The following is a 25,722-nucleotide window of genomic DNA, read 5'->3' on the forward strand; positions in this document are numbered from 1 at the left end:
CGTCACCATGTCGCCCCCGGATGCCGTCGCGCGAGCACCTGCATCTCGGCGAGGATGTGCCCCATCGGCGTGGCATGCGACCCCTGTCGTCCGCCCGCCGACGACGCCGCGACATCGGGCACCGCGAGGTCGGCCCGGGCGAAGACCGTGTCGATCACGGCATCGAAGCCCGCGCGCAGCGATGACGGGCGCGCGGCCGCATCGCCGAGCCGGTCGATCAGCGGGTCGTCGCGGAACAGCTCGTCGACGAAGGGCCAGACGTCGCGCAGGGCGCGGATCATCCGCGAGCGCGACTCCTCGGTGCCGCCCGCGAGCCGGAGCGTCCACTGCACGGCATGGTCGCGGTGGTAGTCGACCTCTTTCAGCGCCTTCTCGGCGACGGCCGCGATGGTCGCGTCGCCGCTCGATCGCAGCGCCGCATAGAGCTCGACCATGTACGTCGAGACGACGAGCTGGCGGGCGATGGTCTGCGCGAAGTCGCCGTTGGGCTGCTCCACGATCCAGGCGCTGCGGAACTCCGGCTCGTCGCGGAAGAACGCCAGATCGTCTTCGCTGCGTCCGTCGAAGGAGCCGGCGTAGCGCAGCAGGGAGCGGGCGTGGCCGAGCAGGTCGAGGGCGATGTTGCCGAGCGCCACGTCCTCCTCGAGCTCCGGCCCACGCGAGATCCAGGCGCCCAGCTGCTGCGAAAGGATCAGCGCATCGTCGCCGAGACGCAGCGCGTACTCGGCGACGTCGGCGGATGCCGCGCGCTCGCCGGATCCCGCGAGCTCCTGCGCGAGGTGCAGCTCCTCGACGGTGACGTCACCGTGCGTGCTCATAGGTGCGGCACCCCTTCGGAGGCCGAGTAGTACACGGCGTGCCGGTAGTTCTTGCCCGCGGCGCTCTCGAAGTACGCGCCCTTCGCATCCGGGTCGCTCGTGGTGATGGCCTCGGCGGGCACCGCCCAGATCGAGACCCCTTCGCCGCGTCGGGTGTAGAGATCGCGCGCGTTGCGTATCGCCATCTCCGCATCCGGTGCGTGCAGGGACCCCACGTGCACGTGGCTGAGCCCGCGGTTCGCACGCACGAAGACCTCCCAGAGGGGCCAGGGCTCGCGGGGGTCGGTGCCGGGGCTCGCCATCAGGCGACCTCCTCGTCGAGTGCCGAGGCGGATGCCTGCCGGCGGGCGTACTCCGCCGCGGCCTCCCGCACCCACGCCCCATCTTCGTGAGCGGTGCGCCGGCGCTCCAGCCGTTCGGTGTTGCACGGTCCGTTGCCGCGGAGTACCTCGAAGAACTCGTCCCAGTCGATCTCACCCATCTCGTACCGCCCGGATGCCTCGTCGAAGCGCAGCTCGGGGTCGGGGAGGGTGACGCCGAGGATCTCTGCCTGCGGAACGAGCATCCCCACGAACCGCTGGCGCAGCTCGTCGTTCGAGAAACGTTTGATCTTCCAGGCCATCGACTGCGCGGAGTTGGGGGACCGGTCGTCCGGCGGGCCGAACATCGCCAGGCTCGGCCAGTACCAGCGATCGACGGCATCCTGCGCCATGCGTCGCTGCTCCTCGGTGCCCTGCATGAGGGTGAGCAGGATCTCGAAGCCCTGGCGCTGGTGGAACGACTCCTCTTTGCAGACCCGCACCATCGCGCGGCCGTAGGGCCCGTACGAGGCGCGGCAGAGCGGAACCTGATTGCAGATCGCGGCGCCGTCGACGAGCCATCCGATCGCGCCCATGTCGGCCCAGGTCGGAGTGGGGTAGTTGAAGATCGAGGAGTACTTCGCCCGCCCGTCGATGAGCTGCTGCATCATCTCGTCGCGGGTAATGCCGAGGGTCTGCGCCGCGGAGTAGAGGTAGAGCCCGTGGCCCGCTTCGTCCTGCACCTTCGCCATCAGGATCGCCTTGCGCTTGAGGCTGGGCGCGCGCGTGATCCAGTTGCCCTCCGGCTGCATGCCGATGATCTCGGAGTGCGCGTGCTGCGAGATCTGACGGATGAGCGTCTTGCGGTAGGCCTCGGGCATCCAGTCGCGCGGCTCGATGCGCTGCTCGTTCGCGATGAGCTCGTCGAAGAGACGTTCCTCGTCGGAGATGCGTTGCTCGTCGGAGACGTCCGCGGTGATCGAGGGGTCTGCGGGGGCGTTCATCGTGGCTCCTCCCGGCCAGCATCTTTACTGACCGATCGTTAGGTAATTCTGTCACGACGGGACGGGATCCTCAAGGCCGGCGCACGCCGGATCCTCGACTCACTGCGAGCGCGAGACCAGCTCCAGCAGCGCTCGGCCGTAGGCCTCGGCGGGATCGGGATGCTCGAACGAGAGGTCTTCCCCCGATATCCGCACCCGCACACGGAAGGTGTCGTCGAGCCGCTCCAGCGAGCGGAAGGTTCCGCGCAGCAGCTCGCGCAACTGATCCTCGCGGGGGAGCCACACGGCATCCGCGAGGGTCACCGCGTCGAGCGCCCACTCGGTCGTGCCGTTGAAGGCGAGGTCGGTGCCGCTCGGCGTCTGCCGCGCCTCGATCGTCATGCCGCTGACGGTGAACACGTCGGCCTCGGACTCGAGCTCCACCTCGTTCGGGAGGTCGAGCTGGAAGCGGTCGCCCTCGATCGGATGCCACACCAGGCCGGCGGCTCGGAGGGCGACGGCGAGGTCTCGGGTGATCACGTCTCCACGCTAGACGACCGGTTGCACGGCGGGGCCGGTGCGCCTGTGCGCCGATCGCGGTGTCGGAGGGATGGGGCAGAGTGAGGGGATGACCTCCGCACCCTCCCTCGGCACCCGCGCGGCCGCTCTCGCCGCCCTCCGCGAGCTGGTCGGCCGCCCCGATGCCGACTTCCACGACGGGCAGTACGAGGCCATCGAAGCGCTCGTCGACGGTCGCCGCCGGGCGCTCGTCGTGCAGCGCACGGGGTGGGGGAAGTCCGCCGTCTACTTCGTCGCCACCCGCCTGCTGCGGGGCCAGGGGGCGGGGCCGACCGTCCTGGTCTCGCCGCTGCTGGCCCTGATGCGCGATCAGATCGCGGCAGCCTCCCGAGCCGGGGTGAGGGCGGTCGCCATCGATTCGACGAACGCCCACGAGTGGACCGACGTCCTCGCGCAGCTCGACCGTGACGAGGTCGACGTGCTGCTCGTGTCGCCCGAGCGCCTCAACAATCCGGCCTTCCGGGAAGAGCGTCTGCCGGCGCTCGTGAGCCGCATGGGGATGCTGGTGGTCGACGAGGCGCACTGCATCAGCGACTGGGGGCACGACTTCCGCCCCGACTACCGACGGCTGCGCGATCTCATCGCCGAGATGCCGGCCGACGTCCCGGTTCTCGCCACCACGGCCACGGCGAACAGCCGCGTCATGGTCGACGTGGCCGAGCAGCTCGGCGCGAGCACGGCGGGAGGCGATCCCGGGGCCGGGGTGCTCACGATCCGCGGACCGCTCGCGCGTACGTCGCTGCGCCTCGGGGTGCTCCGGCTGCGCGACTCCGCGAGCCGACTGGCCTGGCTGTTGAGCCACCTCGACGATCTCCCCGGATCGGGCATCATCTACACGTTGACGGTCGCGGCGGCGGTCGATACGGCGCGACTGCTGCGCGATCACGGGCACGACGTGCGGGCGTACACGGGGCAGACCGACACCGAGGAGCGCGCCGAATCCGAGGGGATGCTCCAGCGCAACGAGGTGAAGGCGCTCGTCGCGACGAGTGCGCTGGGTATGGGGTTCGACAAGCCCGATCTCGGCTTCGTGCTGCACCTCGGCGCGCCCTCGTCGCCCGTGGCGTACTACCAACAGGTGGGTCGTGCGGGCCGCGCCAGCGAGAGCGCCGACGTGCTGCTGCTGCCCGGTGTCGAGGATCGCGACATCTGGCACTATTTCGCGACCGCGTCGATGCCCGACCGTGAACGTGCGGAGCGGGTGATCGGCGCACTCGGCGACGCGCCGATCTCGACACCGGCCCTCGAGGCGATGGTCGACATCCGTCGGACCCCGCTCGAACTGCTGCTGAAGGTGCTCGACGTCGACGGCGCGGTGCGACGCGTGCAGGGCGGGTGGGTCGCGACGGGGGCGCCGTGGAGCTACGACGCCGAGCGATACGAACGCATCGCGGGGGAGCGCGTCGCCGAGCAGCAGCACATGATCGCGTACGAGCAGACCGACGGATGCCGGATGGAGTTCCTGCAGCGCGCCCTCGACGACGACACCGCGAAGCCCTGCGGGCGGTGCGACAACTGCGCGGGCGAATGGTTCCCGCGCGAGATCGGCGCGGCGGCCACCACCCAGGCCTCCCAGTCGCTCGACCGGGTCGGGGTGCCGATCGAGCCCCGCCGCGCCTGGCCCACGGGCGCCGATCGGCTCGACGTCCCCGTCAAGGGGCGCATCGCCGCCGACGAACAGGCGGGCGAGGGGCGGGCGCTGGCGCGATTGACCGACCTGGGGTGGGGTGGCACGTTGCGCACGCTCTTCGCCGCGGGGGCTGCGGATGTCGCGGTGACGCGACAGGTGCTCGACGGATGCGTGCGCGTGCTGGCCGGGTGGGAGTGGTCGCAGCGACCCGTCGCGGTGGTCGCACTCCCGTCGCGCTCGCGCCCCCGGCTCGTCGACAGCCTCGCCCGCGGGCTGGCCGAGATCGGCCGGCTCCCGTACCTGGGCGAGCTCGGTCTCGTCGGCGGCGGTCCGAGCGGTCAGCCCGGCGGTAACAGCGTCTTCCGCCTCGGTGGTCTCTGGGATCGGTTCAGCGCCGATCACCTCGAGATCCCCGACGGTCCCGTGCTGCTCGTCGACGATCTCGCCGACAGCAGGTGGACTCTCACGGTCGCCGCGCGCACCCTTCGGCGCGCCGGCGCGAGCGAGGTGCTGCCGTTCGTGCTCGCCCTGCGCGGGTGACACTGCGCGGGTGATACTGCGCGGGTGACACGGCGCGGGTGACATTGCGCGGGTGACACAGTGGCGTCGAAGAACGCCGAAGAAGAGAGTTCGTGGCCCCGGATCCCACGTTCGACCTTGACAAGACCAGCCGTCCCGAGCATGTTCGACAGTGACGGCGGTGTCGCCTGTTCCAGGTCGCCTGCTTTCGCGACGTCGGCCACGCGGCCGGCATCGACACCCGACGGAAGAGATCGAAGGAGATCGGACGATGAAGAAGCTCATCAACGCCCCGGAGGACGTGCTCGTCGAATCGCTCAAGGGAGTCGCACTCGCGCATCCCGAGCTGTCGGTCGACCTCGAGACGCACGTCATCACGCGGGCCGAGCCGAAGGCGCAGGGAAAGGTCGCGATCGTCTCCGGCGGCGGATCGGGGCACGAGCCCCTGCACGGCGGCTACGTCGGTGTCGGGATGCTCGATGCCGCGGTCGCGGGTGAGGTCTTCACCTCTCCGACGCCCGACCGCGTGCAGGCAGCGACGAAGGCCGCCGACCGGGGGGCCGGCGTGCTGCACATCGTGAAGAACTACACCGGCGACGTGCTCAACTTCGAGATGGCCGCAGAACTCGCCTCGATGGAGGGCATCGAGGTCGGCACGGTCGTCGTCGACGACGACGTCGCGGTGCAGGACTCGCTCTACACGGCCGGACGACGCGGCGTCGGCCTCACCGTGCTGCTCGAGAAGATCGTCGGCGCGGCCGCGGAGGAGGGACAGGACCTCGCCGCCGTCGTCGCCCTCGCGCAACGCGTCAACGGCCAGGGGCGTTCCATGGGCATGGCGCTCACCAGCTGCACGGTGCCGGCCGCCGGCAAGCCGACCTTCGACCTTCCGGACGACCAGATGGAGATCGGCATCGGCATCCACGGCGAGCCCGGGCGCCACCGGGAGCCCCTGGCGCCGGCATCCGACATCGCCCGCCAGCTCGTCGAGCCGATCCTCGCCGACCTCGACTTCGCGGGACCCGCGATCGTGATGGTCAACGGGATGGGCGCGACCCCGCAGATCGAGCTCTACCTGATGTACGCCGAGGTCGCAGCGCTCCTGGAGGCAGCGGGCGTGCAGATCGTGCGCAACCTCGTCGGCAACTACATCACCTCGCTCGACATGGCCGGCTGCTCGGTCACGGTGCTGAAGGCCGACGACGAGGTGCTGCGGTTGTGGGACAGCCCGGTCGTGACCCCCGGTCTGCGGTGGGGCGCCTGATGGCCGCGGATACCGTCTCGATCGCCACCCTGCAGGACTGGATCATCCGCTTCGGCGCGGCCGTCGCCGAGAAGCGCGAATGGCTCACCGAACTCGACTCCGCGATCGGCGACGCCGACCACGGCGCGAACATGGCGCGGGGGATGAGCGCCGTCACCGAGAAGCTCGCAGCGAGCGCGCCGGCCGCGGCGGACGACCTCCTGAAGACCGTCGGGATGACGCTCGTCAGCTCAGTCGGCGGCGCCAGCGGGCCGCTCTACGGCACGTTCTTCCTGCGGATGGGGATGACGACCGGCGCGGTCCAGGATCTCGACGCGACCGGCCTGGCCGCCGCGCTGCGCGCCGGTCTCGAGGGCATCGTCGCGCGGGGCAAGCCCGAGGCCGGGGACAAGACGATGTTCGACGCGATGTCGCCGGCGGTCGATGCGCTCGACGCGGCCATCGCGGGAGGTGCCGACCTGGCCGAGGCGACGCAGGCCGCTGCGGTCGCCGCCGCCACCGGGCGCGACGCGACGCTGCCGCTGGTGGCCCGCAAGGGGAGGGCCAGCTATCTCGGCGAACGCAGTGCCGGACATCTCGATCCCGGTGCCGCATCGACCACGCTGCTCTTCGAGACGCTCGCCGCGGCGATCGCGGCGAGCTGATGATCGGCATCGTCGCCGTGTCCCACAGCGCACGACTCGGGGAGGCGGCGCTCGAGCTCGCCCTGCAGATGGTGCAGGGGCCCGGCGCGCGAGTGCGCGTCGCGGCGGGTGCGGGGACGGATGCCGACGGTACGCCGATCCTCGGCACGGATGCCGTGGCCGTCGCCGAAGCGATCGACGAGCTCGCCGGCGACTGCGACGGTGTGCTCGTGCTCATGGACCTCGGGTCGGCCGTGCTCAGCGCCGAGCTCGCACTCGAACTGCGCCTGAGCGACGTGCCGGTCAGGCTCGCCCCCGCACCGTTCGTCGAGGGTCTGCTCGCCGCCGTGGTGTCTGCGGCGGCCGGGGGAGATCTCGACACGGTCGCCGCCGAGGCGTCCGCGGCCCTCGGAGCGAAGACGGGGCAGCTCGGTGCGGAGGAACCGGCTCCGGAACCGGTGGCTCCGTCCCGACCCGCCGGCGACGCGCAGACCCGCCGCGTGCTCGTGCGCAACCCGCAGGGCCTCCACGCCCGCCCGGCGGCCCTGATCGCCGAGGCTTCCGGCGGCGTCGACGTGCGTCTGCGGCGGCTGCCCGACGGCCCGGAGGCGGCTGCGGCGAGTCTCTCGCGGCTGCTGATCCTCGGCGCGCGCCAGGGCGACGAGATCGAGATCTCGGCGCAGGGTGCGGATGCCGCCGATGCTCTCGATCGGATCGCGGCGCTCTTCGACGACGGGTTCGGGGAGGGTACGGACAGTCTCCCCGGCAACGGCAACGGCAACGGCAACGGCAGCGGCAGCGGCACCGGCACCGGGACGGGCTCGGCGCCGGAACCGGTCGCGCCGCCTCGGGATGCGGCGGGTGCGGTGACCGCGGGCGATGTGCTGCGCGGACGAGGCGTGAGCCCCGGGGTCGCCGCGGCATCCGTCGTTCATCTCGCTCCCGCGCTGCCCGAGCCCGATGGCGGAGTCGTCGTCGCCGAGAGCGAGCGCCCCGCCGAGGTCTCGGCGGTCGAGCGGGCGACCGTCGCGGTCGCCGAGCACCTGCGTGCGCGCTCCGCGGAGTCGACGGGGGAGGCGCGGGAGATCCTCGATGCCGCACGCCTCATCGCGTCCGATCCCGAGCTGCTCGCCGATGCCCGCGCGCTCGTGCTCTCGCAGGGCCGCACGGCCGCGCGCGCGGTATGGGAAGCGGCCCGATCGCACGAGACGGCCCTCGAGGCGCTCGGGGGGCGGATGGCCGAACGCGTCGCCGATATCCGCGACGTGCGCGACCGCGTGATCGCGGAGATCCTCGGACTCGACCTGCCGGGGGTCCCCGAGCGCGAGGAGCCGTTCGTGCTCGTCGCCGTGGACCTCTCGCCCGCCGACACGGCCGCCCTCGGCGGTGGTCGCTGCGCAGCGCTCGTCACCGAGCAGGGCGGTCCCACCTCTCACACGGCGATCATCGCCCGCTCGCTCGGACTCCCGGCGGTCGTCGGCGTCACCGGTGCCACGGGCATCCGCGAGGGGGAGATCGTGCTCGTCGACGGTGATCGCGGCACCGTCGAGGTCGGCCCGGATGAGGAGCGAGTGGCGTCCGCGCGTGCCGCCGCGGTCGTCGTCGAGTTCGACGGGCAGGGCCGCTCGGCGGACGGCCATCCGCTCGCCCTGCTCGCCAACGTCGGAGGTGCGGCGGACGCCCTCGCCGCTGCGGAGGCGCGCGCCGAGGGCGTGGGACTGTTCCGCACGGAATTCTGCTTCCTCGGGCGCACGGATGCTCCCTCCGTCGATGAGCAGGTCATCGCGTACCGCGGGGTGCTCGCCGCGTTCCCCGGTCGCAAGGTGGTCGTGCGCACGCTCGACGCGGGAAGCGACAAGCCCCTGCCCTTCGCGAACGTCGACGACGAGGAGAACCCGGCGCTCGGCGTACGGGGTCTGCGGATCGCCCGTCGCAGCCCGCGTCTTCTCGACGATCAGCTGCGAGCGCTCGCCCTCGCCGCCGCGGCGGAATCGGCCCTCGTCGAGGTCATGGCGCCGATGGTGGCGACCGTCGAGGAGGCGGCGGAGTTCGCGGAGCGGGCCAGGGGCGCGGGGATCGACCGTGTCGGCATCATGATCGAGACCCCGTCGGCCGCCCTGCTCGCCACCGAGATCTTCGAAGTCGTCGACTTCGTCAGCCTCGGCACCAACGATCTCGCCCAGTACACGCTCGCGGCCGACCGGCTCCTCAGCGAACTGGGCGACCTCAACGATCCGTGGCAGCCCGCGGTGCTGCGACTCATCGGCGCGGTAGGCGCCGCGGGGCGCGCGGCGGGGAAGCCGGTCGGGGTATGCGGCGAAGCCGGGGCGGACCCCGCGCTCGCTCCGGTGCTCGCGGGGCTCGGAGTGACTTCGCTCTCGATGGCACCGCGCGCGCTCGGGCGGGTCGGCGCGGCGCTCGCGGCCGTCGATCAGGACGCGTGCCGACGTGCGGCCGATGCGGCCCTCGCAGCGCCGACCGCTTCGGCGGCGCGAGAGGCGGTGGGCGCTGTTCTGGCGGACGTGAGCGGGCTCTGACACCTTCCCTCGCGACATATATGCGCCCACGGGCATGCGATTCGTATCATTCTGATCTCGACCGGTCGTGGAGGCGGGCGGGATGTCCAGAGCAGCCGCTACGCTCGCCCCAGGGGAGGCGTCGGCGGGCGGCGCAGCGGATCATCGGAGGGTCATATGCCGCACGCGCGGTCGTTCACGAAGCTCGTCCTCGGCCTGGTTACGGCCGGGGCATTGTTCGGACTCTCCGGGTGCGCGCCCGAACCCGACTCGACGCCGGATCCCACCCCGACGGCTGCCCCCGAGACTCCGGAGCCCGCGGCCTACGACGGGCCGCTCCACTTCGTCGGTGACGAGCTCGACTGGTTCCTGCCGTCGGAGGACGAGATCGCGGCGGTCATTCCGGGGTCGGCGGATTTCGCGGAGCCATCGGCATCGCTGCTGCAGATCGGCGACGGTGACGGAGCGATGTTCTCCCCGAGTATCTGCGGCACCGTCCAGTCTGAAGCGTCGCTCGGTTCGATCGGCGCGCGCAGCATCACCTGGAAGGCCGAGAACGAGCGTCAGGGGCGCTTGAGCGTGCTGCAGTTCGCGGACGAAGGGCAGGCCGCGCGACGGATGGACGACTACGTGGCCGCGTCGGAGCAGTGCGCGACGTTCACGTTCGACCAGAGCGCGTCGTCGTTCGACAGCGCGGCGATCGACGAGGACGATGTGCGCACGGTCGTCGGATCGATAGAGCTGGGCACGGCCGACAGCGGCTTCCGGCATTACTTCGGGATCGCATCCGTGGGCAATGTGCTGGTGGAGTTCTGGCACTCGTATACGGGAGACTCACTCATCGATGCCGACGCGGCTGCTCGTACGTTGCACGCACGCGCCGCTCAGGCGAAGGAGCTCCTGATCGGTGAACTGACGGCGAATCCGCCGGTGACGCCGGCCGAGCCGCCCGCCGCTGACGCCGCGGAAGCCTGGTCGGAATGGACGATCGGCTTCGACGGTATCGGTCCGCTCCGTCTCGGGGAGGATATCGATGCGGCCATGGCTGCGGTCCCCGGTACCGATATCTCCGCGGCGGAGTGGCCCTCGCGTCCACGCACATTCGTGAGCCCTGACGGGTCCGCGAGCCTGGTCATCAGTGCGCAAGAGGAGGGGAAGGCCATTGCGAGCATCCTCGTCGGCAAGATCTCGCTCTACGGTGAACCTTCCGTTGATGGCGCCATGCTTCCGCGCGCCGCCGGCGTCGGAATCGGAGATCCGATCGAGAAGGCCATGGCATCGTTCCCGGACGGCACCTCGGTCCACGTCGTGGCGGCAGGCCTCGATTTCTACGAGGTGTCGACGCGCGACGGTCGAGTACTGCTCTTTTTCACTGAGCACGACATCGCTACGCCGGGAGCCGCCATCATCGGGATCACCGCCGAAGACGGCACGCTGCGTCGCGAGCACTACTTTGGTGCCTATCTGGAGTAGTCGCCTGCTCAGACAGGCGCTGTCTCGCCCTGGGGTCGCTTGCTCACGAGCGTGAGCACGTCGTAGGTCGCGACGGTCTCGTCGCGCTGATTGCGGATGACGGCGTCCCAGCGCACCTCGCCGTAGTCGTCGGTCTCGCGCGGCGTGATCTGCTTCGCGGTCAGTTCGACGCGGATCTCATCACCCGGCGACACCGGCGTGACGAAGCGAAGGTCCTCGAGTCCGTAGTTCGCGAGCACCGGACCGGGCTCGGGATCGACGAAGAGCCCTGCCGCCCACGACACGAGCAGATAGCCGTGGGCGACCCGCCCCGGGAAGAACGGATTCGCCGCCGCCGCGGCCTCGTCCATGTGGGCGTAGAAGGTGTCGCCGGTGAAGCGCGCGAACGTCTCGATGTCGTCGAGGGTCACGGTGCGCGATCCCGAGGCCACCTGGTCGCCGACCCGCAGTTCGGCGAGTGATCGGCGGAACGGATGCCGTCCGTCGCTGCGCACCGCGGCGCCCGTGTGCCAGACGCCGGTCAGGGCCGTGAGCATCTCGGGCGATCCCTGCACCGCGGTGCGCTGCATGTGGTGCAGCACCGCCCGGATCCCGCCCAGCTCCTCGCCACCGCCGGCCCGCCCCGGTCCACCGTGCACGAGGTTCGGGAGCGGGGATCCGTGTCCGGTCGACGAGCGCGCATCGTCGCGGTCGAGCACCAGCAGTCGACCGTTGAACGGCGCGATGCGGGTCGCGAGCGCCACCGCCTGCGCGGGGTCGTGCGTCGCGATGCTCGTCACCAGCGAACCGCCGCCGCGGGCGACGAGACCTGCGGCCTCCGCGATGGTCGCGTAGGTCAGCATCGAAGCGACCGGGCCGAAGGCCTCGACGCCGTGCACGGCATCCGCCTCGGCGTCGTCGAAGCGCAGCAGGATCGGCGCGACGAAGGCCCCCTCCGAGATCTGTCCCGTGGTTCCGTCGGCGCGACGCACCTCCGGCGTCGCGGTCGTGCCGATCACGATCCGTCCACCGGCATCCTGCAGCGCGGCGACCTGTCGCAGCACCTCGTCGCGCTGGGTGAGCGAGGCGAGCGGCCCCATGGTCACGCCCTCGGCTCGGGGGTCTCCGAGCACCGTGCGCTCCGCGAGGCGGGTGCGCACGGCGTCGATCACGGCGTCCGCCGATCCCTCCGGCACGATGACGCGACGGATCGCCGTGCACTTCTGCCCGGCCTTCGTCGTCATCTCGGTGACGAGCTGGCGCACGTAGGCATCGAACTCAGGCGTGTCGACCGTGGCATCCGTGCCGAGTACCGAGGCGTTGATCGAGTCGGTCTCGGCCGTGAAACGCACGCCCCCGGTCTGCACCGCGGCGCTCCGCCGCAGCGACTCGGCGGTCGAGGCGCTGCCGGTGAATCCCACGATGTCGCCGAGGAGCAGGTGGTCGAAGAGATCGGGCACGCTCCCGCTCACGAGCTGCAGTGTGCCCTCGGGCACCAGGCCCGACTCGATGAGGATGCGCACCATCGCCTCGGCGAGGTAGCCGGTCGGGGTCGCGGGCTTGATCAGCGTCGGCATTCCCGCGAGGAAGGCGGGGGCGAACTTCTCGAGCGCACCCCACACGGGGAAGTTGAAGGCGTTGATCTGCACGGTGACGCCCGGCAGCGTGGTGTGCACGTGGCGGCCGAGGAAGGATCCGTCCTTCGAGAGGGGCTCGACCGGGCCGTCGATGCGCACGGTGCCGTTCGGCAGTTCGCGGCGTCCCTTGCCCGAGTAGGAGAAGAGCACGCCGATGCCGCCGTCGATGTCGACCCACGAATCGGCGGCCGTCGCACCCGTACGGGCCGAGAGCGCGTACAGCTCGTCCTTGCGGGCGGTCAGCGCCAGCGCGAACTGCTTCAGCAGCACGGCTCGCTGGTGGAAGGTGAGCGCGGCGAGGCTCGCCTGCCCGACCGTGCGGGCGTGCACGAGCGCCGCCGCGAGGTCGAGACCCGTGGTCGACACGCGGGTCACGAGCTCGCCGGTCGAGGCGTCGCGCACCTCCGTCGAGGGTGATCCGGCCGAGGGCGTCCACCAGGCGCCCTCGACGTAACTGGGCAGGTACTCGGTCATCGCGTCTCCTTCGGAGAGTCGGGGTCGGTCCAGTCGTAGAAGCCTGCGCCGCTCTTTCGTCCCAGCCGCCCCTCGGCCACCATTCGGCGCAGCAGAGCGGGTGGCTCGAAGCGCTCACCCAACTCGCGGGCGAGCTCCTGGGCGATCCCGAGACGCACGTCGAGCCCCACGAGGTCGGTCGTGCGCAACGGGCCCACCGGATGCCGGTACCCCAGCGTCATGGCGGCGTCGATGTCGGCCGCCGATGCGACGCGCTCCTCGAGCATCCGAATGGCTTCGAGTCCGAGCGCGACGCCGAGGCGCGACGACGCGAAGCCGGGGGAGTCGGCGACCACGATCGGAGTCTTGCCGAGCAGAGCGACCCACTCGCGCGCGGTATCGACGACGGCCGGGTCGGTGGTCGCTCCCCGCACGATCTCGACGAGTGCCGACGAGGGCACCGGGTTGAAGAAGTGGAGCCCGAGAAAGCGCTCCGGCCGTCGGCGGGCGAGCGCGAGGTCGTCGATCGAGATCGATGAGGTGTTCGAGGCGAGCACGGCCTCGTCCGGCAGCACGTGCTCGAGCCGCGCGAGCGCATCCTCCTTGAGAACGCGGTCCTCGGGCACGGCCTCGACGACCAGTGCGGCCCCCCTGCACGCCTCGACATCCGTCGTGACCCGGAGGCGCGCGGCGCATTCGCCCGCATCGAGGCCGGGGTCGCGGTCGGCGGAACGGCGGAGACTCTCGTCGATGCGCAGCGCCGCGGCATCCGCGCCCTCCGTATCGCGCTCGACGACGACCACTCGCGATCCGGCGAGCAGGAACGCGTGCGCGATGCCCGCGCCCATGCGCCCTCCGCCCATCACGCCGACGACGGCCGGCGCGCTCACGAGCGATCCGTGCGATCGAGGAAGGCGGTCATGCGGCGCTCCTTCTCGGGGCTCTCGAACAGCTCGGCCTGCAGTTCTCCGTCGATGTGCGGATGTTCCGCACGCGGCGCGCGGAGGGCGCGCTTGGTGTGCCGGGTGGCGAGCGGGTCGTTCGCGGCGATGCGGTCCGCGAGCGCGTGCGCGGCGGGCAGCAACTGCTCGGGCGGATGGATCGCCGAGATGAGCCCCCAGGCGAGGGCGTCGTCCGCGCCCAGCGCACGGCCCGTGAGCAGGAGATCGGCGGCGCGGGCGTGGCCGACGATCTCGGGCAGGCACCAGGTCGCGCCGGCAGCGGCGAGGATGCCGAGTCCGGTCTCGGGGTTGCCGATGCGGAGCGACGCGGTGGCGATGCGGATGTCGGCGGCGTAGGCGAGCTCCGCGCCGCCGCCCAGCGCGTAGCCGTCGAGGGCGGCGATGACCGGCATCGGCAGTTCGGCCACGCGGAGGAAGGCCGTGGCGTTGATCCCGCGGCGCGCATCGTCGGCGCGGCGCTCGCGCAGTTGGGCGATGTCGGCGCCCGCCGCGAAGTCGCCGCCCGCACCCGTGAGGATCAGCGTGCGGGGGTCGGCTTCCAGCTCGGCGCAGAGCGCGTGCAGGGCATCGATCGTGGCGAGGTCGATGGCGTTGCGGCGCTCCGGTCGGTGGAGCGTGGCGAGCACGCGGTCGTCACGCCGTTCGATCAGCAGCGGGTCGCTCATGCCACCCGCTCCAGGATCATGGCGGTGCCCTGCCCGACGCCCACGCACATCGTCGCGAGTCCGAGCCCCGCCCCCTCGCGCTCCATGCGCCCGAGCAGCGTGACGACGATGCGGCAGCCGCTCGACCCGAGCGGGTGCCCGAGGGCGATCGCTCCGCCGTCGCGATTGACGCGCTCCGGGTCGAGTCCGAGCCGACGGATCGAGGCGAGCGACTGGGAGGCGAAGGCCTCGTTCAGCTCGACGGCCCCGATCGCGTCGACCGCGAGGCCTGTGCGCCGCAGCGCCTTCTCGGTCGCCGGCACGGGACCGAGACCCATGATCTCCGGAGCGAGTGCGGCGGAGGTCGCCGTGACGATGCGGGCACGTGGTGTCAGGCCGTAGCGGCGCACGGCCTCACCCGAGGCGACGATCACGGCGGAGGCCCCGTCGTTCAAGGAGCTCGAGTTGCCGGCGGTGACGACGCGGCCGCCCTCCACGACGGGGCGCAGCGACGCGAGCGCACCGAGGTCGGTGTCGCGGCGCGGGCCCTCGTCGACGTCGACCTCGCCCGCGCGCGTGGGCACGGCGACGATCTCGTCGGCGAAGCGTCCCGCGTCGATCGCGGCGATCGCGAGCCCGTGGCTGCGCAGCGCGAACGCGTCGGCATCCTCTCGTGTGATCCCGTCGTGTCGGGCGACCTCCTCCGCGGTCTCCGGCATCGAGAGCGTGGTGCCTGCGCGCGCGGAGAGGCGCGGGTTCGTGAACCGCCAGCCGATCGAGGTGTCGGCGACGGCGCCCGGTTTCGCCCACGCCCGTTCGGGCTTGGCCTGCACCCACGGGGCCCGGGTCATCGACTCGACGCCGCCCGCGACGAGCAGCTCGGCGTCCCCCGCGCGGATCGCCTGGGCCGCCAGGGCGATGGCCGACATCCCCGAGGCGCAGAGCCGGTTCACGGTCAGACCCGGGACGTCGTCGGGGAGCCCCGCGAGCAGCACGGCCATACGCGCGACGTTGCGGTTGTCCTCCCCGGCCTGGTTCGCCGCTCCCAGGATCACCTCGTCGATCGCGGCATCCGGCACTCCGGCGCGATCGACGGCGGTGCGCACCACGAGGGCGGCGAGGTCGTCGGGGCGGATGCCGGAGAGGGCGCCGCCGTAGCGCCCGATCGGGGTGCGGACCCCGCCGATGAGGAACGCCTCGGTCATGTCGGCCTCCTCACACGCGCCCGTAGGTGCGCAACGGCTGTTCGATCAGCGCGACCAGCTGCCGCAGGAAGCTCGCGGCGTAGCCGCCGTCGCACACGCGGTGATCGAACACCAGCGACAGCTGGGCGATGCGGCGGGCGACGACCTCGCCGTCGACGACCCAGGGTCGCTCGAGCACGCGTCCGATGCCGAGGATCGCCACGTCGGGATGATTGATGATCGCAGCCGACCCGTCGACGCCGAGTCCACCGTAGTTGTTGAGGGTGAAGGTCGAGCCGCGCATCCGTTCGGGCGGCATCGACCCGGCCCGGGCGGTCTCGGCGAGCTCGCGCAGCGCGGCGTCGAGTCGCGCGACACTCAGCTCGTGCGCGCGGGGGACGACCGGCACGAGCAGCCCGCGCTCGGTGTCGGTGGCGACCCCGAGGTTCACGCCCTCGAACGCGATGAGCTCCTCCCCGCCGTCATCCAGACGCGAGGCGAGCACGGGGTGGTCCTCGAGCGCGAGCAGGGCGAAGCGGGCGAACAGCGCGGTCAGCGACGGCGCGCGCTCGCCGGCCGCGGCGATCTCGCGCCGCAGATCCCAGAGACGCGTCGCGTCGACGTCGACCCAGACGGTCGCCTCGGGGATCTCGGCGCGACTGCGGCTCAGGCGGGCGCTCACGGCGCGGCGCAGCGGAGACAGGCGGTCACGGGCGCGCACGCGCAGGCCGTCGATCTCGTCGGCGGACGACGCTGGCCCCGCGGATGCCGGTGCATGCGCGCCGTCGACGGCATGATCGACCGCGGCCCGCAGCACGTCGGCGCGCGTCACGGCGCCGTCGGCTCCGGTCGCGGGGATCGCGTGCACGTCGAGACCGAGGTCGCGGGCGAGCCGACGGACGATCGGAGAGCGCACCGCGACGGTGCGGGCGGAGGGTGCCTCCGCCGTGTCGGCGGGCGTCGCGGCGGAGTCGTGCACGGCCGACCGTCGGCGGCGTCCGCTCGCCGACCGTTCGCTCGTGCCGTAGCCGATCAGCACGTTGCCCGAACCTGCGCGTTCCTCGACTCGGTAGTCCTCGTGCGCCGCGTTCTCGGGGAGGACGGCTTCGGATGAGGCGCTCGCCGCCGCGGCATCCGACACCTCCAGCACCGGGGCGCCGACGGCGATCGTGTCGCCGGCGTCGCCGTGCAGCGCGGTCACCACACCCGCGAAGGGGGACGGCAGCTCCACGACGCTCTTGGCGGTCTCGACCTCGGCGATCGCCTGATCGACGGCGATCGTGTCGCCGATGGCCACGAGCCACTGCACGAGACCGGCCTCGGTGAGACCCTCGCCCAGATCGGGCAGCCGGAAGACGTGCGCGGTGAGGGTGCTCACGATTCGTCCTCCCAGTGCAGCGTGTCGATCGCGTCGAGCACGCGGTCGACGTCGGGCAGGTACCAGTGCTCGAGCTTCGGCGGGGCGTAGGGGATGTCGAACCCCGTCACCTTGCGCACCGGTGCCTCGAGGTGCTCGAAGCAGCGCTCGAACACCCGCGACTGGATCTCGGAGGCGACGCTCGCGTAGCCCGGTGCCTCGGCGATCACGACCGCCCGCCCGGTGGCGCGCACGGCGGCCGTGACCGTGGCGTCGTCGAAGGGGGAGAGCGAGCGCACATCGACGACCTCAACGCTGCGGCCCTCGGCGGCTGCGGCCTCGGCGGCTTCCAGCGCGAGCGGCACGGCCGCGCCGTAGGCGAGCAGCGTCACATCGGTGCCGGTGCGGGCGACCCGGGCGCTGCCGAGGTCGACGCGGAGCGCGGTGTCGACCTCGCCGCGCGTCCAGTACAGCTTCTTGGGCTCGAGGAAGACGACCGGATCGGGCGACTCGATCGCCGCCCGCAGCAGCGAGTAGGCATCCTGCGGGGTCGACGGGCACACGACCGTGAGGCCCGGGGTGTGCGCGTAGTACGCCTCCGACGAGTCGCAGTGGTGCTCGACCCCGCCGATGCCGCCACCGAACGGGATGCGGATGACCAGCGGCATCCGCACCCCTCCGCGCGTGCGGTTCCCGTACTTCGCGACGTGGCTCACCACCTGCTCGAACGCGGGCAGCGCGAAAGCGTCGAACTGCATCTCGACCACGGGGCGCATGCCGTTCATCGCCATGCCCACCGCCGTGCCGACGATCCCGGACTCGGCGAGCGGGGTGTCGAAGCAGCGATCCTCGCCGAAGCGCGCGGTGAGTCCGTCGGTGACCCGGAAGACCCCGCCGAGCGCCCCCACGTCCTCCCCGAAGACGACGACCTCGGGGTCGTCGGTCAGCGCGTCGGCGAGCGCGAGGTTCAGTGCCGCGGCCATCGTGAGCGTCACCGGGGCGCGGCCGTCCGCATCGGCGCCCGAGCGGATGCCGTCGAGATGCGTGCCGTCCTGCGCGATCGTCATCGGGATGCTCCTTCTCGAGAGGCGGACTCCGCCTGGCCGGATGCCGCCGCCGTGCGCTCGATCTCGCCCCGCAGCATCGCCCACTGCTCCTCGAGCAGCGGGGAACGGGTCGCGGTCACGAATCGGAAGAGATCCTCGGGATCGAGGTCGGCGTCGGTGTTCAGCGCGGTGCGCAGCTCGGTCGCGAGGGTCTCGGCATCCGCCGCGAACCGGGCCTCGATCTCGTCGTCGAGCGCTCCGACAGCGCGGAGGTGCGTGCGCAGCCGCCGCAGCGGGTCGCGCTCGACCCAGGCCTGCACCTCGGCGCGCTCGCGGTAGCGGGTGTCGTCGTCGGCGTTGGTGTGCGCCAGCATCCGATAGGTGTGCGCCTCGACGAGCGTGGGGCCGTCGCCCGCGCGTGCTCGCCGCACGGCCGCGCTGAGCACCGAGAGCACCGCGGCGACGTCGTTGCCGTCGACCCGCTGCCCCGGCATCCCGTACCCGATCGCCTTGTGCGCGAGCGAGGGGGCAGCGGTCTGGCGCGAGAGGGGCACCGAGATCGCGAACCCGTTGTTCTGCACGAAGAAGACCACCGGCACTCGGAAGACCGACGCGAAGTTCATCGCCTCGTGGAAGTCGCCCTCGCTGGTGGCGCCGTCGCCGCACAGGGCGAGCACGACCGTGTCGTCGCCGCGGCGCTTCGCGGCGTACGCGAAGCCGACCGCGTGCAGCAACTGGGTCGCGAGCGGCGTGGACTGCGTGGCGACGCGGTGCGCGCGCACGTCGTAGCCCGAATGCCAGTCGCCGGCGAGCAGCACCATGGTCTCCGCTGGCGGGACTCCGCGTCCGATGATGGCGACGGCGTCGCGGTACGTGGGGAACAGCCAGTCAGCGGCGCCGTCGAGCACCCGCGCGGCTGCGACCTGGCAGGCCTCCTGCCCGTGCGACGAGGGGTAGACCGCGAGGCGGCCCTGGCGCACCAGTGCGCTCGCCTGGTCGTTGAAGCGGCGTCCCTCGACGAGTCCGCGGTAGGCGTCGAGCAACGCGCCGCGGTCGGGGAGCGGATAGTCCGCGTCCTCGGTGAGCGTGCCGTCGGGGGCGATGAGCTGTACCGCCTCGTCGCGGGGGAGCATGTCGTCGTTCATCTGGTCGCCTTCCTCGCCGAACCTGATGACGACAGCATGCGCTCTCGCGCGCAGTCGTCCAAGAGGTGCGGCCGAATGCTGGACGATTGCGCGATCGTTGCGCTCGCGCTCGCCGAAGTGTCAGAATTCGACGCGGGACGAAGGAGTGCCATGACCACGCTGGATGAGATCGATCGGGCCATCCTCGACGAGCTGCGACGCGACGCGCGGGCGTCGATGACCGCGCTGGCGGATGCCGTGCACATCTCGCGGGCAGGCGCCCATGCCCGCATCCGACGGCTCACCGATGCGGGCGTGATCACGGGGTACACCGTGCGCACGGATCCCGCGAAGCTCGGCCATCACGCGAGCGCCTACGTCACGCTCGCGATCGAGCAGGCCAGTTGGCAGCTCGTGCAGGATCGGTTGCGGGCGATCCCCGAGATCGAGCACATGGCGCTGGTCGGCGGAGACTTCGACGTGATCCTGCTCGTGCGGGCGAACGATGCGCGCGATCTCCGCCGGATCGTTCTCGAGGACATCCAGGCGATCCCGTCGATCCGCACGACCCGCACGACCCTGATCTTCGAGGACTTCGAGCGCTGAGCGGCCACTCCTCGCCGCGCGGCCCTCGTGCCAGACTGGGGCGATGAGCGCAGCCGACCCCGTCCGTCGCGGGCGCCCCGGGTACGACCGCCGGGGTCTGCTCGACGCGGCGGTGGCGGTGTTCAACGAGTCCGGCTACGACGGCACCTCGGTGGCTGCCCTCGCCGCCCGGCTCGGGCTGTCGAAGGCCGCGCTCTACCACCACTTCTCTTCCAAGGAGGAGATCCTCGAGACGGCCCTCGACGAGGCGCTCGACGGCCTCGAGGGCGTGCTGGCCGCCACGGATGCCGTGCGCCCGGGCGACCGACTGGCCGCGGTGCTCGAGGGCGCCGTCGGTGTGCTCGTGGCGCATCTGCCCTCGGTCACGCTGCTGCTGCGCGTGCGGGGCAACAGCGAGGTCGAACGGCGCGCACTCGAACGTCGGCGCGCCTTCGATCAGGCCGTGACCGCGATCGTGCGCGCGGCGCAGGAGGAGGGCGCGGTGCGCGCCGATGTGGATGCCTCGGTCGCGACGCGCCTGCTCTTCGGCATGGTCAACTCCCTCGTGGAGTGGTATCGCCCGAGCGGTCCCGAAGGGGCCGAAGCCCTCGCCCGCGACGTTCTCGCCGTGGCGCTCGACGGGCTCCGCACGCGCTGAGCCGCGGCATCCGCCTCACCGGCGTGAGGCGCGGGGCGTCAGTCGATCGACAGCGTGAAGCCGTCGTCGGTCGCCGTCACGGCGACGCGGGTGAGGTCGTCGACCTGCACCTCGGGGTCGTGCGCATGGGCGTGCGGGCCGACGCCGACCACGCGCATGCCGGCGGCGTGCGCGGCCTGGATGCCGGCACCCGAGTCCTCGAACACGATGCAGTCGGCGGGATCGACACCGAGCTCCGCTGCGGCGCGGAGGAAGCCCTCGGGGTCGGGCTTCGAGGCCGAGACGCTCTCGGCGGTGATCGTCAGGGCGGGCAGGGGGAGCCCCGCCGCGCCCATGCGCGCGGTCATCAGTTCGACGTTCGCCGAGGTCACGATCGCGTGCGGGTGGGGGAGCAGCGCCTGCAGCAGTGCGGCGGCGCCGGTGATCTCGACGACGCCCGCGACATCGCTGCTCTCGTTCGCGAGCATGACGGTGTTCTCGTGCAGATTGATGGCGTGGTCGCGCTCGGGCAGCAGGATCGACATGCTCTGGTGGCCCTGGCGGCCGTGGATGACCCGCAGCACCGTGGCGGGGTCGAGCCCGTGCGGCTGCGCCCACTCCAACCAGAGGCGTTCGACGACGGCGGTCGAGTCGACCAGGGTCCCGTCCATGTCGAGGAGGACGGCGCGGGCGTGGAGGGTCTCGGTCACCCCTCCAGGCTAACGGCGCGGCGCCGCGGCATCCGCCCCCCATCGGCGAGCGCCGCGACCCTAGGATGGCGGCGGGAGGTGCAGCATGCACGCGATCGCCGAACGGGTCCGCCAGGTGCTCCGGCAGGTGCGGGGGCCGGCGCGCGACGACGCCGTGCTCGAGGCCGCCGCGCTCATCGTCGGGGCGCTGTTCCTCGTGATCGGGTTCCTCGTCGCCTTCCCCGTGTTCTTCGGCCATGAGATGGCGATCAGCGGCACGGGATCGATCGGCAACTTCGCAGCCTACGGGGGAGCGGCCACCGCGGCCCTCGCGTTCGCACTCGGGCGTCTCGTCGCCCGCCCCGAGGATGCCGATCCGGATGCCGTGCGCGACGGGTTCAGCGTGCCGGGCGACCGTCTGCGCTGGTACGACCTGCTCGCGATCGCCTTCGCGCACGCGGCGATCGCCTACCTCGGCTGGCTCGGGATCGCGAAGCTGCTCGAGCAGAGTTTCACGGATGCGCCGGTGTTCGCGTTCCCCGGAGCGGTGCTCATCGGTGTCGCCTTCGCGCTCACCGCCTACGTGTCGTTCCTCAGCTCCGTTGCGCTCACCCCGATGACCCTGTCTCTCGTGCTCGCGGTGTTCCTCGTGATCGGCGCCTTCGCGAGCATGCTCGCCTCGAGCGATCCGCACTGGTGGCGCGACAACCTCTCGGCGCTGGGCATGAGCTCCAACAGCGCCTCGTACGCCTTCAACATCACGCTGATCATCGCGGGCGTCATGGTCACGACGATCTCCCGCTACGCGACCGCGGGCCTTCCCGCGACCGACCCGGTCGATCGGCGCGGCCGCACGATCGTACGTACGGGACTCATCCTCATCGGCATCTTCCTGGCGTGCGTGGGGATCTTCCCCGTCGACGAGTTCTTCGCGGTGCACAACACCGTCGCGACCGGGATGGCGGTGGCCTTCGCCGTGATCGTGGTCGGGCTGCCGTGGCTCCTGCGCACCATCCCGCGCGTCTTCGTGCTGTTGGGCTGGGCGTACGTGCTGGTGATCGTGCTGCTCGCGGTGTTCTTCGCGACCGGGTACTACAACCTGACCGCCGTCGAGCTGATCGCCGCGGTGCTCATCTTCAGTTGGATCATCGTGTTCCTGCGCACGGCGGGCTCGATCCATGAGCGGTCACCGGAGCCCGCGGCGGCGCCGGACGCCGTCGACACCGCCTGAGAACGGCTACTCGCCGCGCAGCGCCCGGGTCGCGGCGGCGCTGCGCTCGAGGGCGTCGACCGCGACGTCGCGGCGCAACTGCGCCGCACCGATGAAGAGGCAGTCGACGAGCGCGAGCTGGGCGATGCGGCTCACCATCGCGCCGGCGCGGAAGCGGGATTCGCGCGCGTGGGTGAGGAGGAGGTGATCGGAGGCGCGGGCGAGGGGAGAGGTACCGGCGCCGGTGATGCCGATCGTGGTGGCACCGGTGTCGCGGGCGGCCTGCAGGAAGAGCACGGCTTCGGGGGTCGTTCCCGAGTTCGAGAAACCGATCGCGACGGTGGGCGAGGTGCGCAGGGCGGCGGCGGCGCTCGCCTCGTGCGCATCGTCGAGGGCGATCGCGTTGTGGCCGATGCGCAGCAGTTTGTGGCCGAGATCGGCGGCGGCCAGGCGACTCGCCCCGATTCCGAACAGCAGGATGCGCCCCGAGCCCTCGATGGCCTCGGCGGCCGCTCCGAGCGCGTCGTAGTCGAGGCGCTCGACGGTCTCCTCGATCGCGAGGCGTTCCAGGGCGGCGAGTTTGCGGGCGGCGTCACGCAGGCTGTCGTCGGCGGCGATCTCGGCGCCGAACCCGCTGTTGGTGCCGAAGTTGACCGATTCGCGCCCGAGCTCGGCGGCGAGGGTGCGACGCAGTGCGGCGTAACCGCTCACCCCGATCACGCGGCAGAAGCGCACGACCGACGCGACCGAGGTGTCGCACGACGCGGCGAGCTCGGTGATCGTGCTCTCGATCACCTGGGTGGGGTTGTCGGCGACGGCGCGGGCGATCCGGGCGAGGGAGGGCGGCAGCGTGTCGACCGAAGCCGCGATCGTCGTCTGGATGCTCATTCATCTCCCTTTCCGGCTGTGAAGAATTCTTTCATGTCGCCGTCAATCTGCGTAGACTATTTTTATGATCTCGATGTCCCGCGTGCTCGCCGTCGACCTCGGCAAGTCGCGCTGCCGACTGGTGGTCGCCGATCCGACACGCCGGCCTGCACATGAGGGTACAGGTGCGCCGGGGCTCGCCGCCGCCGACGGTGTCAGCGCCGCGCTGGCCGCGGTCGAGACCGTGCTCGCCGAGGTACCGGACGGGATGATCTCGGCCCTCTCCATCGGGGCGGCAGGTGCGTGGGCCGCACCCGCCGCCGCGCAGCGCCTGGCCGGTCTCCTCGCCGCGCGCGTGCTGGCCCCCGTCGCCGTGACCTCCGATGTCGTCACCGCCCACGCCGGAGCGCTCGACGGCGGCGACGGCGTGCTTCTCATCGCCGGCACGGGCGCCGCGGCCCTCGGAACGGATGTCGAGGGCGCCCGTCTCGTCGACGGCTGGGGTCCCGACGTCGGCGACCTCGGAAGCGGCTCCTGGCTCGGCCGCGAGGTGCTCCGCGCGGTACTGCGCGCCGCCGACGGTCTCGGGCCCGCGACCTCTCTCACGGAGGCGATCGCGGAACCCGTGGGCGCGGCATCCGACATCATCCCTTGGCTCGCACACGGCGATCCACTCGCCCGACGTCTCGCAACCCTCGCTCCGCTCGCCCTGGATGCCGCCGAGGCTGGCGATGAGGCCGCCGCGGCCATCGCCGCCGAGGCGACCCGCCTGCTCACCGCCTCCGCCGTCGCGGCGTCCACGACGCCCGATGTCGTGCTGCACGGCGGACTCACCGACCACGCCTGGTTCCGTGCGCGGCTCACCGACGCGCTCTCCGCCGCCGGCCGCCGGGTGCGGCCGCCCGTCGGCGACGCGATCGACGGTGCCCTCCTGCTCGCCACCCGCTTCGATCTCCCTCACGAAAGGTTCGTGCACCGTGCCGAATGACGACACCCGACTCACCGCTCTGATCGAGGAGCTGTCGAAGCTCGACACCGAGGCCGCGACCACCGAGCGCGGCGACCTCGATCTGCTGACGAGCGCACAGCTCGTCGAGCGCATGAACGCCGAGGACGCCCGGGTGGCGGGAGCGGTGGCCGCGGAGGCCGCGCAGATCGCCGCCGCCGTCGACGGCATCACCGAGCGCTTCCGTCGCGGAGGGCGCCTCATCTACATCGGTGCGGGGACGGCCGGTCGCATCGGCGTGCTCGACGCGAGCGAGTGCCCGCCCACCTTCGGAACCGACCCGTCGCTCGTGGTCGGCATCATCGCGGGCGGTGAGACGGCGATCCGTTCGGCCGTCGAGAACGCCGAGGACGACGCCGACGCCGCAGCCGCATCACTGGCGGAACTGCAGCTCACCGCATCCGACACGGTCGTCGGCATCTCGGCCTCGGGCCGCACGCCCTACGTGATCGGCGGACTCGACTACGCCCGCGGTCTGGGCGCACTCACGGTCGCGATCGCCTCGAACCGGGCCTCCGCGATCGGTGCCGCCGCCGACATCGCGATCGAGGTCGTGACGGGACCGGAGTTCATCTCCGGGTCGACGCGCCTGAAGTCGGGCACCGCGCAGAAGCTCGTGGTCAACATGCTCACGACGCTCTCGATGATCAAGCTCGGCAAGACCTACCGCGGCGTCATGGTCGATCTTCTCGCCACCAACGAGAAGCTGCACGCGCGGTCGATCCGCACGGTGTCGCAGCTCGCCGGGGTCGACACCGACGAGGCCGCGCGCGCGCTCGTCGCCGCCGACGGATCGGTCAAGCTCGCGGTGCTCATCCTCGCGACCGGCGCGACGCCCGCCGACGCGGCCTCCGCCCTCGACGCGGCCGACGGTCTGCTGCGCGAGGCGATCTCGGCGCTGAGCTGAGCTCGTCCGGCTGCCGCGGGGGTCAGTGCCCGAACTCGATCAGTGCGACGCCGACCGCGATGAGCGCGACGCCCGCGGCCATCATCGCCGAGAAGTGGTCCTTGAAGAGGATGCGGCCCATCACGGCCGTGATCGCCACGCCGGCGGCGGCCCAGATCCCGTAGGCGACGCCCACGGGCATGCCCATCGCCAGGATCGTGCCCAGCAGCGAGAACGCGGCGAGGTAGCCGACGACGATCACGGGGATCCACCGCCGGCGGCGCAGGCCCTCCGAGGCACGCAGGCTCAGTGTGGCGGTGACCTCGCTGGCGATCGCGAGAACCAGCAGCAGCCAGATCATGAGGCGACCTCCGTCGAGGTCGGGCGGGCGTGCGAGCCGAGCTCCACGAGCAGCACGCCGATCACGATCGCGCCGACACCGATGATCTGCACCGTGCCGAGCGTCTCACCGAACAGCACTGTGCCCAGCACGGCGGTGAGCACGACGCCGATCGCCGACCAGATGCCGTAGGCGACGCCCACCGGCATCCCCCGATCGAGCACGACCGAGAGCAACCACAGCGACCCGGTGTACCCGGCGACGACCGCGATCAGCCAGAGCGGATGCGTGAAGCCCTCGGCCGCGCGCAGCGACAGCGTCGCCGATACCTCGAGCGCGATCGCGATCAGCAGGGGCGGCCACGGCGAGCGGTGGGGTCGGTCTGTCATCGAGGGCCTTTCGGGAGCGGCGG

Annotated in this window: 25 protein-coding genes; 10 read left to right on the plus strand and 15 right to left on the minus strand. The window is 71.7% G+C overall.

Features of this window, described 5'->3' with window-relative positions; genetic code table 11:
- Positions 1 to 2 precede the first annotated feature (2 nt).
- From paaC to KV396_RS11315, 4 genes are all read right to left on the minus strand, one after another.
- A complete protein-coding gene (paaC, locus tag KV396_RS11300) occupies positions 3 to 818 on the minus strand; it encodes a 1,2-phenylacetyl-CoA epoxidase subunit PaaC (RefSeq protein ID WP_247955775.1) in 816 nt (271 codons plus the stop codon).
- Positions 815 to 1,120: a 1,2-phenylacetyl-CoA epoxidase subunit PaaB gene (gene paaB, locus KV396_RS11305; RefSeq protein ID WP_247955776.1), complete on the minus strand. Its 306-nt coding sequence runs from the start codon at positions 1,118 to 1,120 to the stop codon at positions 815 to 817. Before paaB ends, paaC begins: the two co-directional genes overlap by 4 nt.
- Positions 1,120 to 2,121, minus strand: coding sequence for a 1,2-phenylacetyl-CoA epoxidase subunit PaaA (gene paaA, locus KV396_RS11310; RefSeq protein ID WP_247955777.1), 1,002 nt, complete (start codon positions 2,119 to 2,121; stop codon positions 1,120 to 1,122). The genes paaB and paaA overlap by 1 nt, the downstream gene beginning before the upstream one ends.
- A gap of 99 nt (positions 2,122 to 2,220) precedes the next feature.
- On the minus strand, positions 2,221 to 2,640 hold the full coding sequence (locus KV396_RS11315; protein ID WP_247632676.1) for a pilus assembly protein CpaE: 420 nt from the start codon (positions 2,638 to 2,640) through the stop codon (positions 2,221 to 2,223).
- Positions 2,641 to 2,728: 88 nt separating this feature from the next.
- Here KV396_RS11315 and KV396_RS11320 point away from each other — a divergent pair, with 88 nt between their 5' ends.
- From KV396_RS11320 to KV396_RS11340, 5 genes are all read left to right on the plus strand, one after another.
- Positions 2,729 to 4,849, plus strand: coding sequence for a RecQ family ATP-dependent DNA helicase (locus tag KV396_RS11320; protein ID WP_247955778.1), 2,121 nt, complete (start codon positions 2,729 to 2,731; stop codon positions 4,847 to 4,849).
- Positions 4,850 to 5,099: 250 nt separating this feature from the next.
- Complete coding sequence (gene dhaK / locus KV396_RS11325) at positions 5,100 to 6,092, plus strand: dihydroxyacetone kinase subunit DhaK (protein WP_247955779.1); 993 nt, start codon at positions 5,100 to 5,102, stop codon at positions 6,090 to 6,092.
- Complete coding sequence (dhaL, locus tag KV396_RS11330) at positions 6,092 to 6,736, plus strand: dihydroxyacetone kinase subunit DhaL (protein WP_282185339.1); 645 nt, start codon at positions 6,092 to 6,094, stop codon at positions 6,734 to 6,736. The genes dhaK and dhaL overlap by 1 nt, the downstream gene beginning before the upstream one ends.
- A complete protein-coding gene (gene ptsP / locus KV396_RS11335; RefSeq protein ID WP_247955780.1) occupies positions 6,736 to 9,252 on the plus strand; it encodes a phosphoenolpyruvate--protein phosphotransferase in 2,517 nt (838 codons plus the stop codon). The genes dhaL and ptsP overlap by 1 nt, the downstream gene beginning before the upstream one ends.
- A 447-nt stretch (positions 9,253 to 9,699) precedes the next feature.
- Positions 9,700 to 10,704: a hypothetical protein gene (locus tag KV396_RS11340; protein WP_247955781.1), complete on the plus strand. Its 1,005-nt coding sequence runs from the start codon at positions 9,700 to 9,702 to the stop codon at positions 10,702 to 10,704.
- A gap of 8 nt (positions 10,705 to 10,712) precedes the next feature.
- Here the strand turns inward: KV396_RS11340 and paaZ are convergent, their stop codons facing one another.
- The 7 genes from paaZ to KV396_RS11375 are packed head-to-tail and all read right to left on the minus strand — an operon-like array spanning position 10,713 to position 19,111.
- The gene (gene paaZ, locus KV396_RS11345; RefSeq protein WP_247955782.1) at positions 10,713 to 12,794 is read right to left on the minus strand and encodes a phenylacetic acid degradation bifunctional protein PaaZ; all 2,082 of its coding nucleotides are present in this window, start codon (positions 12,792 to 12,794) and stop codon (positions 10,713 to 10,715) included.
- Positions 12,791 to 13,636: a 3-hydroxyacyl-CoA dehydrogenase family protein gene (locus KV396_RS11350; RefSeq protein WP_247957589.1), complete on the minus strand. Its 846-nt coding sequence runs from the start codon at positions 13,634 to 13,636 to the stop codon at positions 12,791 to 12,793. The genes paaZ and KV396_RS11350 overlap by 4 nt, the downstream gene beginning before the upstream one ends.
- A 23-nt stretch (positions 13,637 to 13,659) precedes the next feature.
- Positions 13,660 to 14,400, minus strand: coding sequence for an enoyl-CoA hydratase/isomerase family protein (locus KV396_RS11355; protein ID WP_247955783.1), 741 nt, complete (start codon positions 14,398 to 14,400; stop codon positions 13,660 to 13,662).
- Entirely contained in the window at positions 14,397 to 15,584 is a 1,188-nt protein-coding gene (locus KV396_RS11360) for a thiolase family protein (RefSeq protein WP_247955784.1), read from the minus strand. Before KV396_RS11360 ends, KV396_RS11355 begins: the two co-directional genes overlap by 4 nt.
- A gap of 10 nt (positions 15,585 to 15,594) precedes the next feature.
- Positions 15,595 to 16,941 (minus strand): dihydrolipoamide acetyltransferase family protein, encoded by a 1,347-nt coding sequence (locus KV396_RS11365; protein WP_247955785.1) that lies wholly within the window; start codon positions 16,939 to 16,941, stop codon positions 15,595 to 15,597.
- Positions 16,938 to 17,987: an alpha-ketoacid dehydrogenase subunit beta gene (locus KV396_RS11370; protein ID WP_407665516.1), complete on the minus strand. Its 1,050-nt coding sequence runs from the start codon at positions 17,985 to 17,987 to the stop codon at positions 16,938 to 16,940. Before KV396_RS11370 ends, KV396_RS11365 begins: the two co-directional genes overlap by 4 nt.
- Complete coding sequence (locus KV396_RS11375; RefSeq protein ID WP_247955786.1) at positions 17,984 to 19,111, minus strand: thiamine pyrophosphate-dependent enzyme; 1,128 nt, start codon at positions 19,109 to 19,111, stop codon at positions 17,984 to 17,986. The genes KV396_RS11370 and KV396_RS11375 overlap by 4 nt, the downstream gene beginning before the upstream one ends.
- 150 nt (positions 19,112 to 19,261) lie before the next feature.
- Between KV396_RS11375 and KV396_RS11380 the strand changes: the two genes are divergently transcribed.
- Positions 19,262 to 19,696: an Lrp/AsnC family transcriptional regulator gene (locus tag KV396_RS11380; protein WP_247623073.1), complete on the plus strand. Its 435-nt coding sequence runs from the start codon at positions 19,262 to 19,264 to the stop codon at positions 19,694 to 19,696.
- 43 nt (positions 19,697 to 19,739) lie between these two features.
- Entirely contained in the window at positions 19,740 to 20,333 is a 594-nt protein-coding gene (locus KV396_RS11385; protein ID WP_247955787.1) for a TetR/AcrR family transcriptional regulator, read from the plus strand.
- Between the two features lie 38 nt (positions 20,334 to 20,371).
- Here the strand turns inward: KV396_RS11385 and KV396_RS11390 are convergent, their stop codons facing one another.
- Positions 20,372 to 21,022: an HAD-IA family hydrolase gene (locus KV396_RS11390; protein ID WP_247955788.1), complete on the minus strand. Its 651-nt coding sequence runs from the start codon at positions 21,020 to 21,022 to the stop codon at positions 20,372 to 20,374.
- An 85-nt stretch (positions 21,023 to 21,107) separates the two neighbouring features.
- Here KV396_RS11390 and KV396_RS11395 point away from each other — a divergent pair, with 85 nt between their 5' ends.
- Positions 21,108 to 22,232, plus strand: coding sequence for a DUF998 domain-containing protein (locus KV396_RS11395; protein WP_247955789.1), 1,125 nt, complete (start codon positions 21,108 to 21,110; stop codon positions 22,230 to 22,232).
- 6 nt (positions 22,233 to 22,238) lie between these two features.
- On the opposite strand, the gene KV396_RS11400 is transcribed toward KV396_RS11395, so the two are convergent.
- Complete coding sequence (locus KV396_RS11400) at positions 22,239 to 23,099, minus strand: MurR/RpiR family transcriptional regulator (protein WP_247623069.1); 861 nt, start codon at positions 23,097 to 23,099, stop codon at positions 22,239 to 22,241.
- Positions 23,100 to 23,163: 64 nt separating this feature from the next.
- Here KV396_RS11400 and KV396_RS11405 point away from each other — a divergent pair, with 64 nt between their 5' ends.
- Both KV396_RS11405 and murQ read left to right on the plus strand, forming a co-directional pair.
- Positions 23,164 to 24,066 carry an N-acetylglucosamine kinase gene (locus tag KV396_RS11405; RefSeq protein ID WP_247955790.1) on the plus strand — a complete coding sequence of 301 codons (903 nt, stop codon included), beginning with the start codon at positions 23,164 to 23,166 and terminating at the stop codon, positions 24,064 to 24,066.
- Entirely contained in the window at positions 24,056 to 24,991 is a 936-nt protein-coding gene (gene murQ, locus KV396_RS11410; RefSeq protein WP_247632663.1) for an N-acetylmuramic acid 6-phosphate etherase, read from the plus strand. The genes KV396_RS11405 and murQ overlap by 11 nt, the downstream gene beginning before the upstream one ends.
- A gap of 22 nt (positions 24,992 to 25,013) precedes the next feature.
- Here the strand turns inward: murQ and KV396_RS11415 are convergent, their stop codons facing one another.
- Positions 25,014 to 25,331, minus strand: coding sequence for a DMT family transporter (locus tag KV396_RS11415; protein ID WP_247623066.1), 318 nt, complete (start codon positions 25,329 to 25,331; stop codon positions 25,014 to 25,016).
- Positions 25,328 to 25,699, minus strand: coding sequence for a DMT family transporter (locus tag KV396_RS11420; protein WP_247955791.1), 372 nt, complete (start codon positions 25,697 to 25,699; stop codon positions 25,328 to 25,330). Before KV396_RS11420 ends, KV396_RS11415 begins: the two co-directional genes overlap by 4 nt.
- Positions 25,700 to 25,722: the final 23 nt, after the last annotated feature.

This window comes from Microbacterium galbinum (genome assembly GCF_023101185.1).
In the GTDB taxonomy this organism is placed as follows: Bacteria; Actinomycetota; Actinomycetes; order Actinomycetales; family Microbacteriaceae; genus Microbacterium; species Microbacterium galbinum.

What these genes read in the sequence shown, in the direction of transcription:
- paaC (WP_247955775.1), bottom strand. Translation starts at nt 818, where the DNA reads ATGAGCACGCACGGTGACGTCACCGTCGAGGAGCTGCACCTCGCGCAG.
- paaB (WP_247955776.1), bottom strand. Translation starts at nt 1,120, where the DNA reads ATGGCGAGCCCCGGCACCGACCCCCGCGAGCCCTGGCCCCTCTGGGAG.
- paaA (WP_247955777.1), bottom strand. Translation starts at nt 2,121, where the DNA reads ATGAACGCCCCCGCAGACCCCTCGATCACCGCGGACGTCTCCGACGAG.
- KV396_RS11320 (WP_247955778.1), top strand. Translation starts at nt 2,729, where the DNA reads ATGACCTCCGCACCCTCCCTCGGCACCCGCGCGGCCGCTCTCGCCGCC.
- dhaK (WP_247955779.1), top strand. Translation starts at nt 5,100, where the DNA reads ATGAAGAAGCTCATCAACGCCCCGGAGGACGTGCTCGTCGAATCGCTC.
- dhaL (WP_282185339.1), top strand. Translation starts at nt 6,092, where the DNA reads ATGGCCGCGGATACCGTCTCGATCGCCACCCTGCAGGACTGGATCATC.
- ptsP (WP_247955780.1), top strand. Translation starts at nt 6,736, where the DNA reads ATGATCGGCATCGTCGCCGTGTCCCACAGCGCACGACTCGGGGAGGCG.
- KV396_RS11340 (WP_247955781.1), top strand. Translation starts at nt 9,700, where the DNA reads ATGTTCTCCCCGAGTATCTGCGGCACCGTCCAGTCTGAAGCGTCGCTC.
- paaZ (WP_247955782.1), bottom strand. Translation starts at nt 12,794, where the DNA reads ATGACCGAGTACCTGCCCAGTTACGTCGAGGGCGCCTGGTGGACGCCC.
- KV396_RS11350 (WP_247957589.1), bottom strand. Translation starts at nt 13,636, where the DNA reads ATGGGCGGAGGGCGCATGGGCGCGGGCATCGCGCACGCGTTCCTGCTC.
- KV396_RS11355 (WP_247955783.1), bottom strand. Translation starts at nt 14,400, where the DNA reads ATGAGCGACCCGCTGCTGATCGAACGGCGTGACGACCGCGTGCTCGCC.
- KV396_RS11360 (WP_247955784.1), bottom strand. Translation starts at nt 15,584, where the DNA reads ATGACCGAGGCGTTCCTCATCGGCGGGGTCCGCACCCCGATCGGGCGC.
- KV396_RS11370 (WP_407665516.1), bottom strand. Translation starts at nt 17,987, where the DNA reads ATGACGATCGCGCAGGACGGCACGCATCTCGACGGCATCCGCTCGGGC.
- KV396_RS11375 (WP_247955786.1), bottom strand. Translation starts at nt 19,111, where the DNA reads ATGAACGACGACATGCTCCCCCGCGACGAGGCGGTACAGCTCATCGCC.
- KV396_RS11380 (WP_247623073.1), top strand. Translation starts at nt 19,262, where the DNA reads ATGACCACGCTGGATGAGATCGATCGGGCCATCCTCGACGAGCTGCGA.
- KV396_RS11385 (WP_247955787.1), top strand. Translation starts at nt 19,740, where the DNA reads ATGAGCGCAGCCGACCCCGTCCGTCGCGGGCGCCCCGGGTACGACCGC.
- KV396_RS11395 (WP_247955789.1), top strand. Translation starts at nt 21,108, where the DNA reads ATGCACGCGATCGCCGAACGGGTCCGCCAGGTGCTCCGGCAGGTGCGG.
- KV396_RS11400 (WP_247623069.1), bottom strand. Translation starts at nt 23,099, where the DNA reads ATGAGCATCCAGACGACGATCGCGGCTTCGGTCGACACGCTGCCGCCC.
- KV396_RS11405 (WP_247955790.1), top strand. Translation starts at nt 23,164, where the DNA reads ATGATCTCGATGTCCCGCGTGCTCGCCGTCGACCTCGGCAAGTCGCGC.
- KV396_RS11415 (WP_247623066.1), bottom strand. Translation starts at nt 25,331, where the DNA reads ATGATCTGGCTGCTGCTGGTTCTCGCGATCGCCAGCGAGGTCACCGCC.
- KV396_RS11420 (WP_247955791.1), bottom strand. Translation starts at nt 25,699, where the DNA reads ATGACAGACCGACCCCACCGCTCGCCGTGGCCGCCCCTGCTGATCGCG.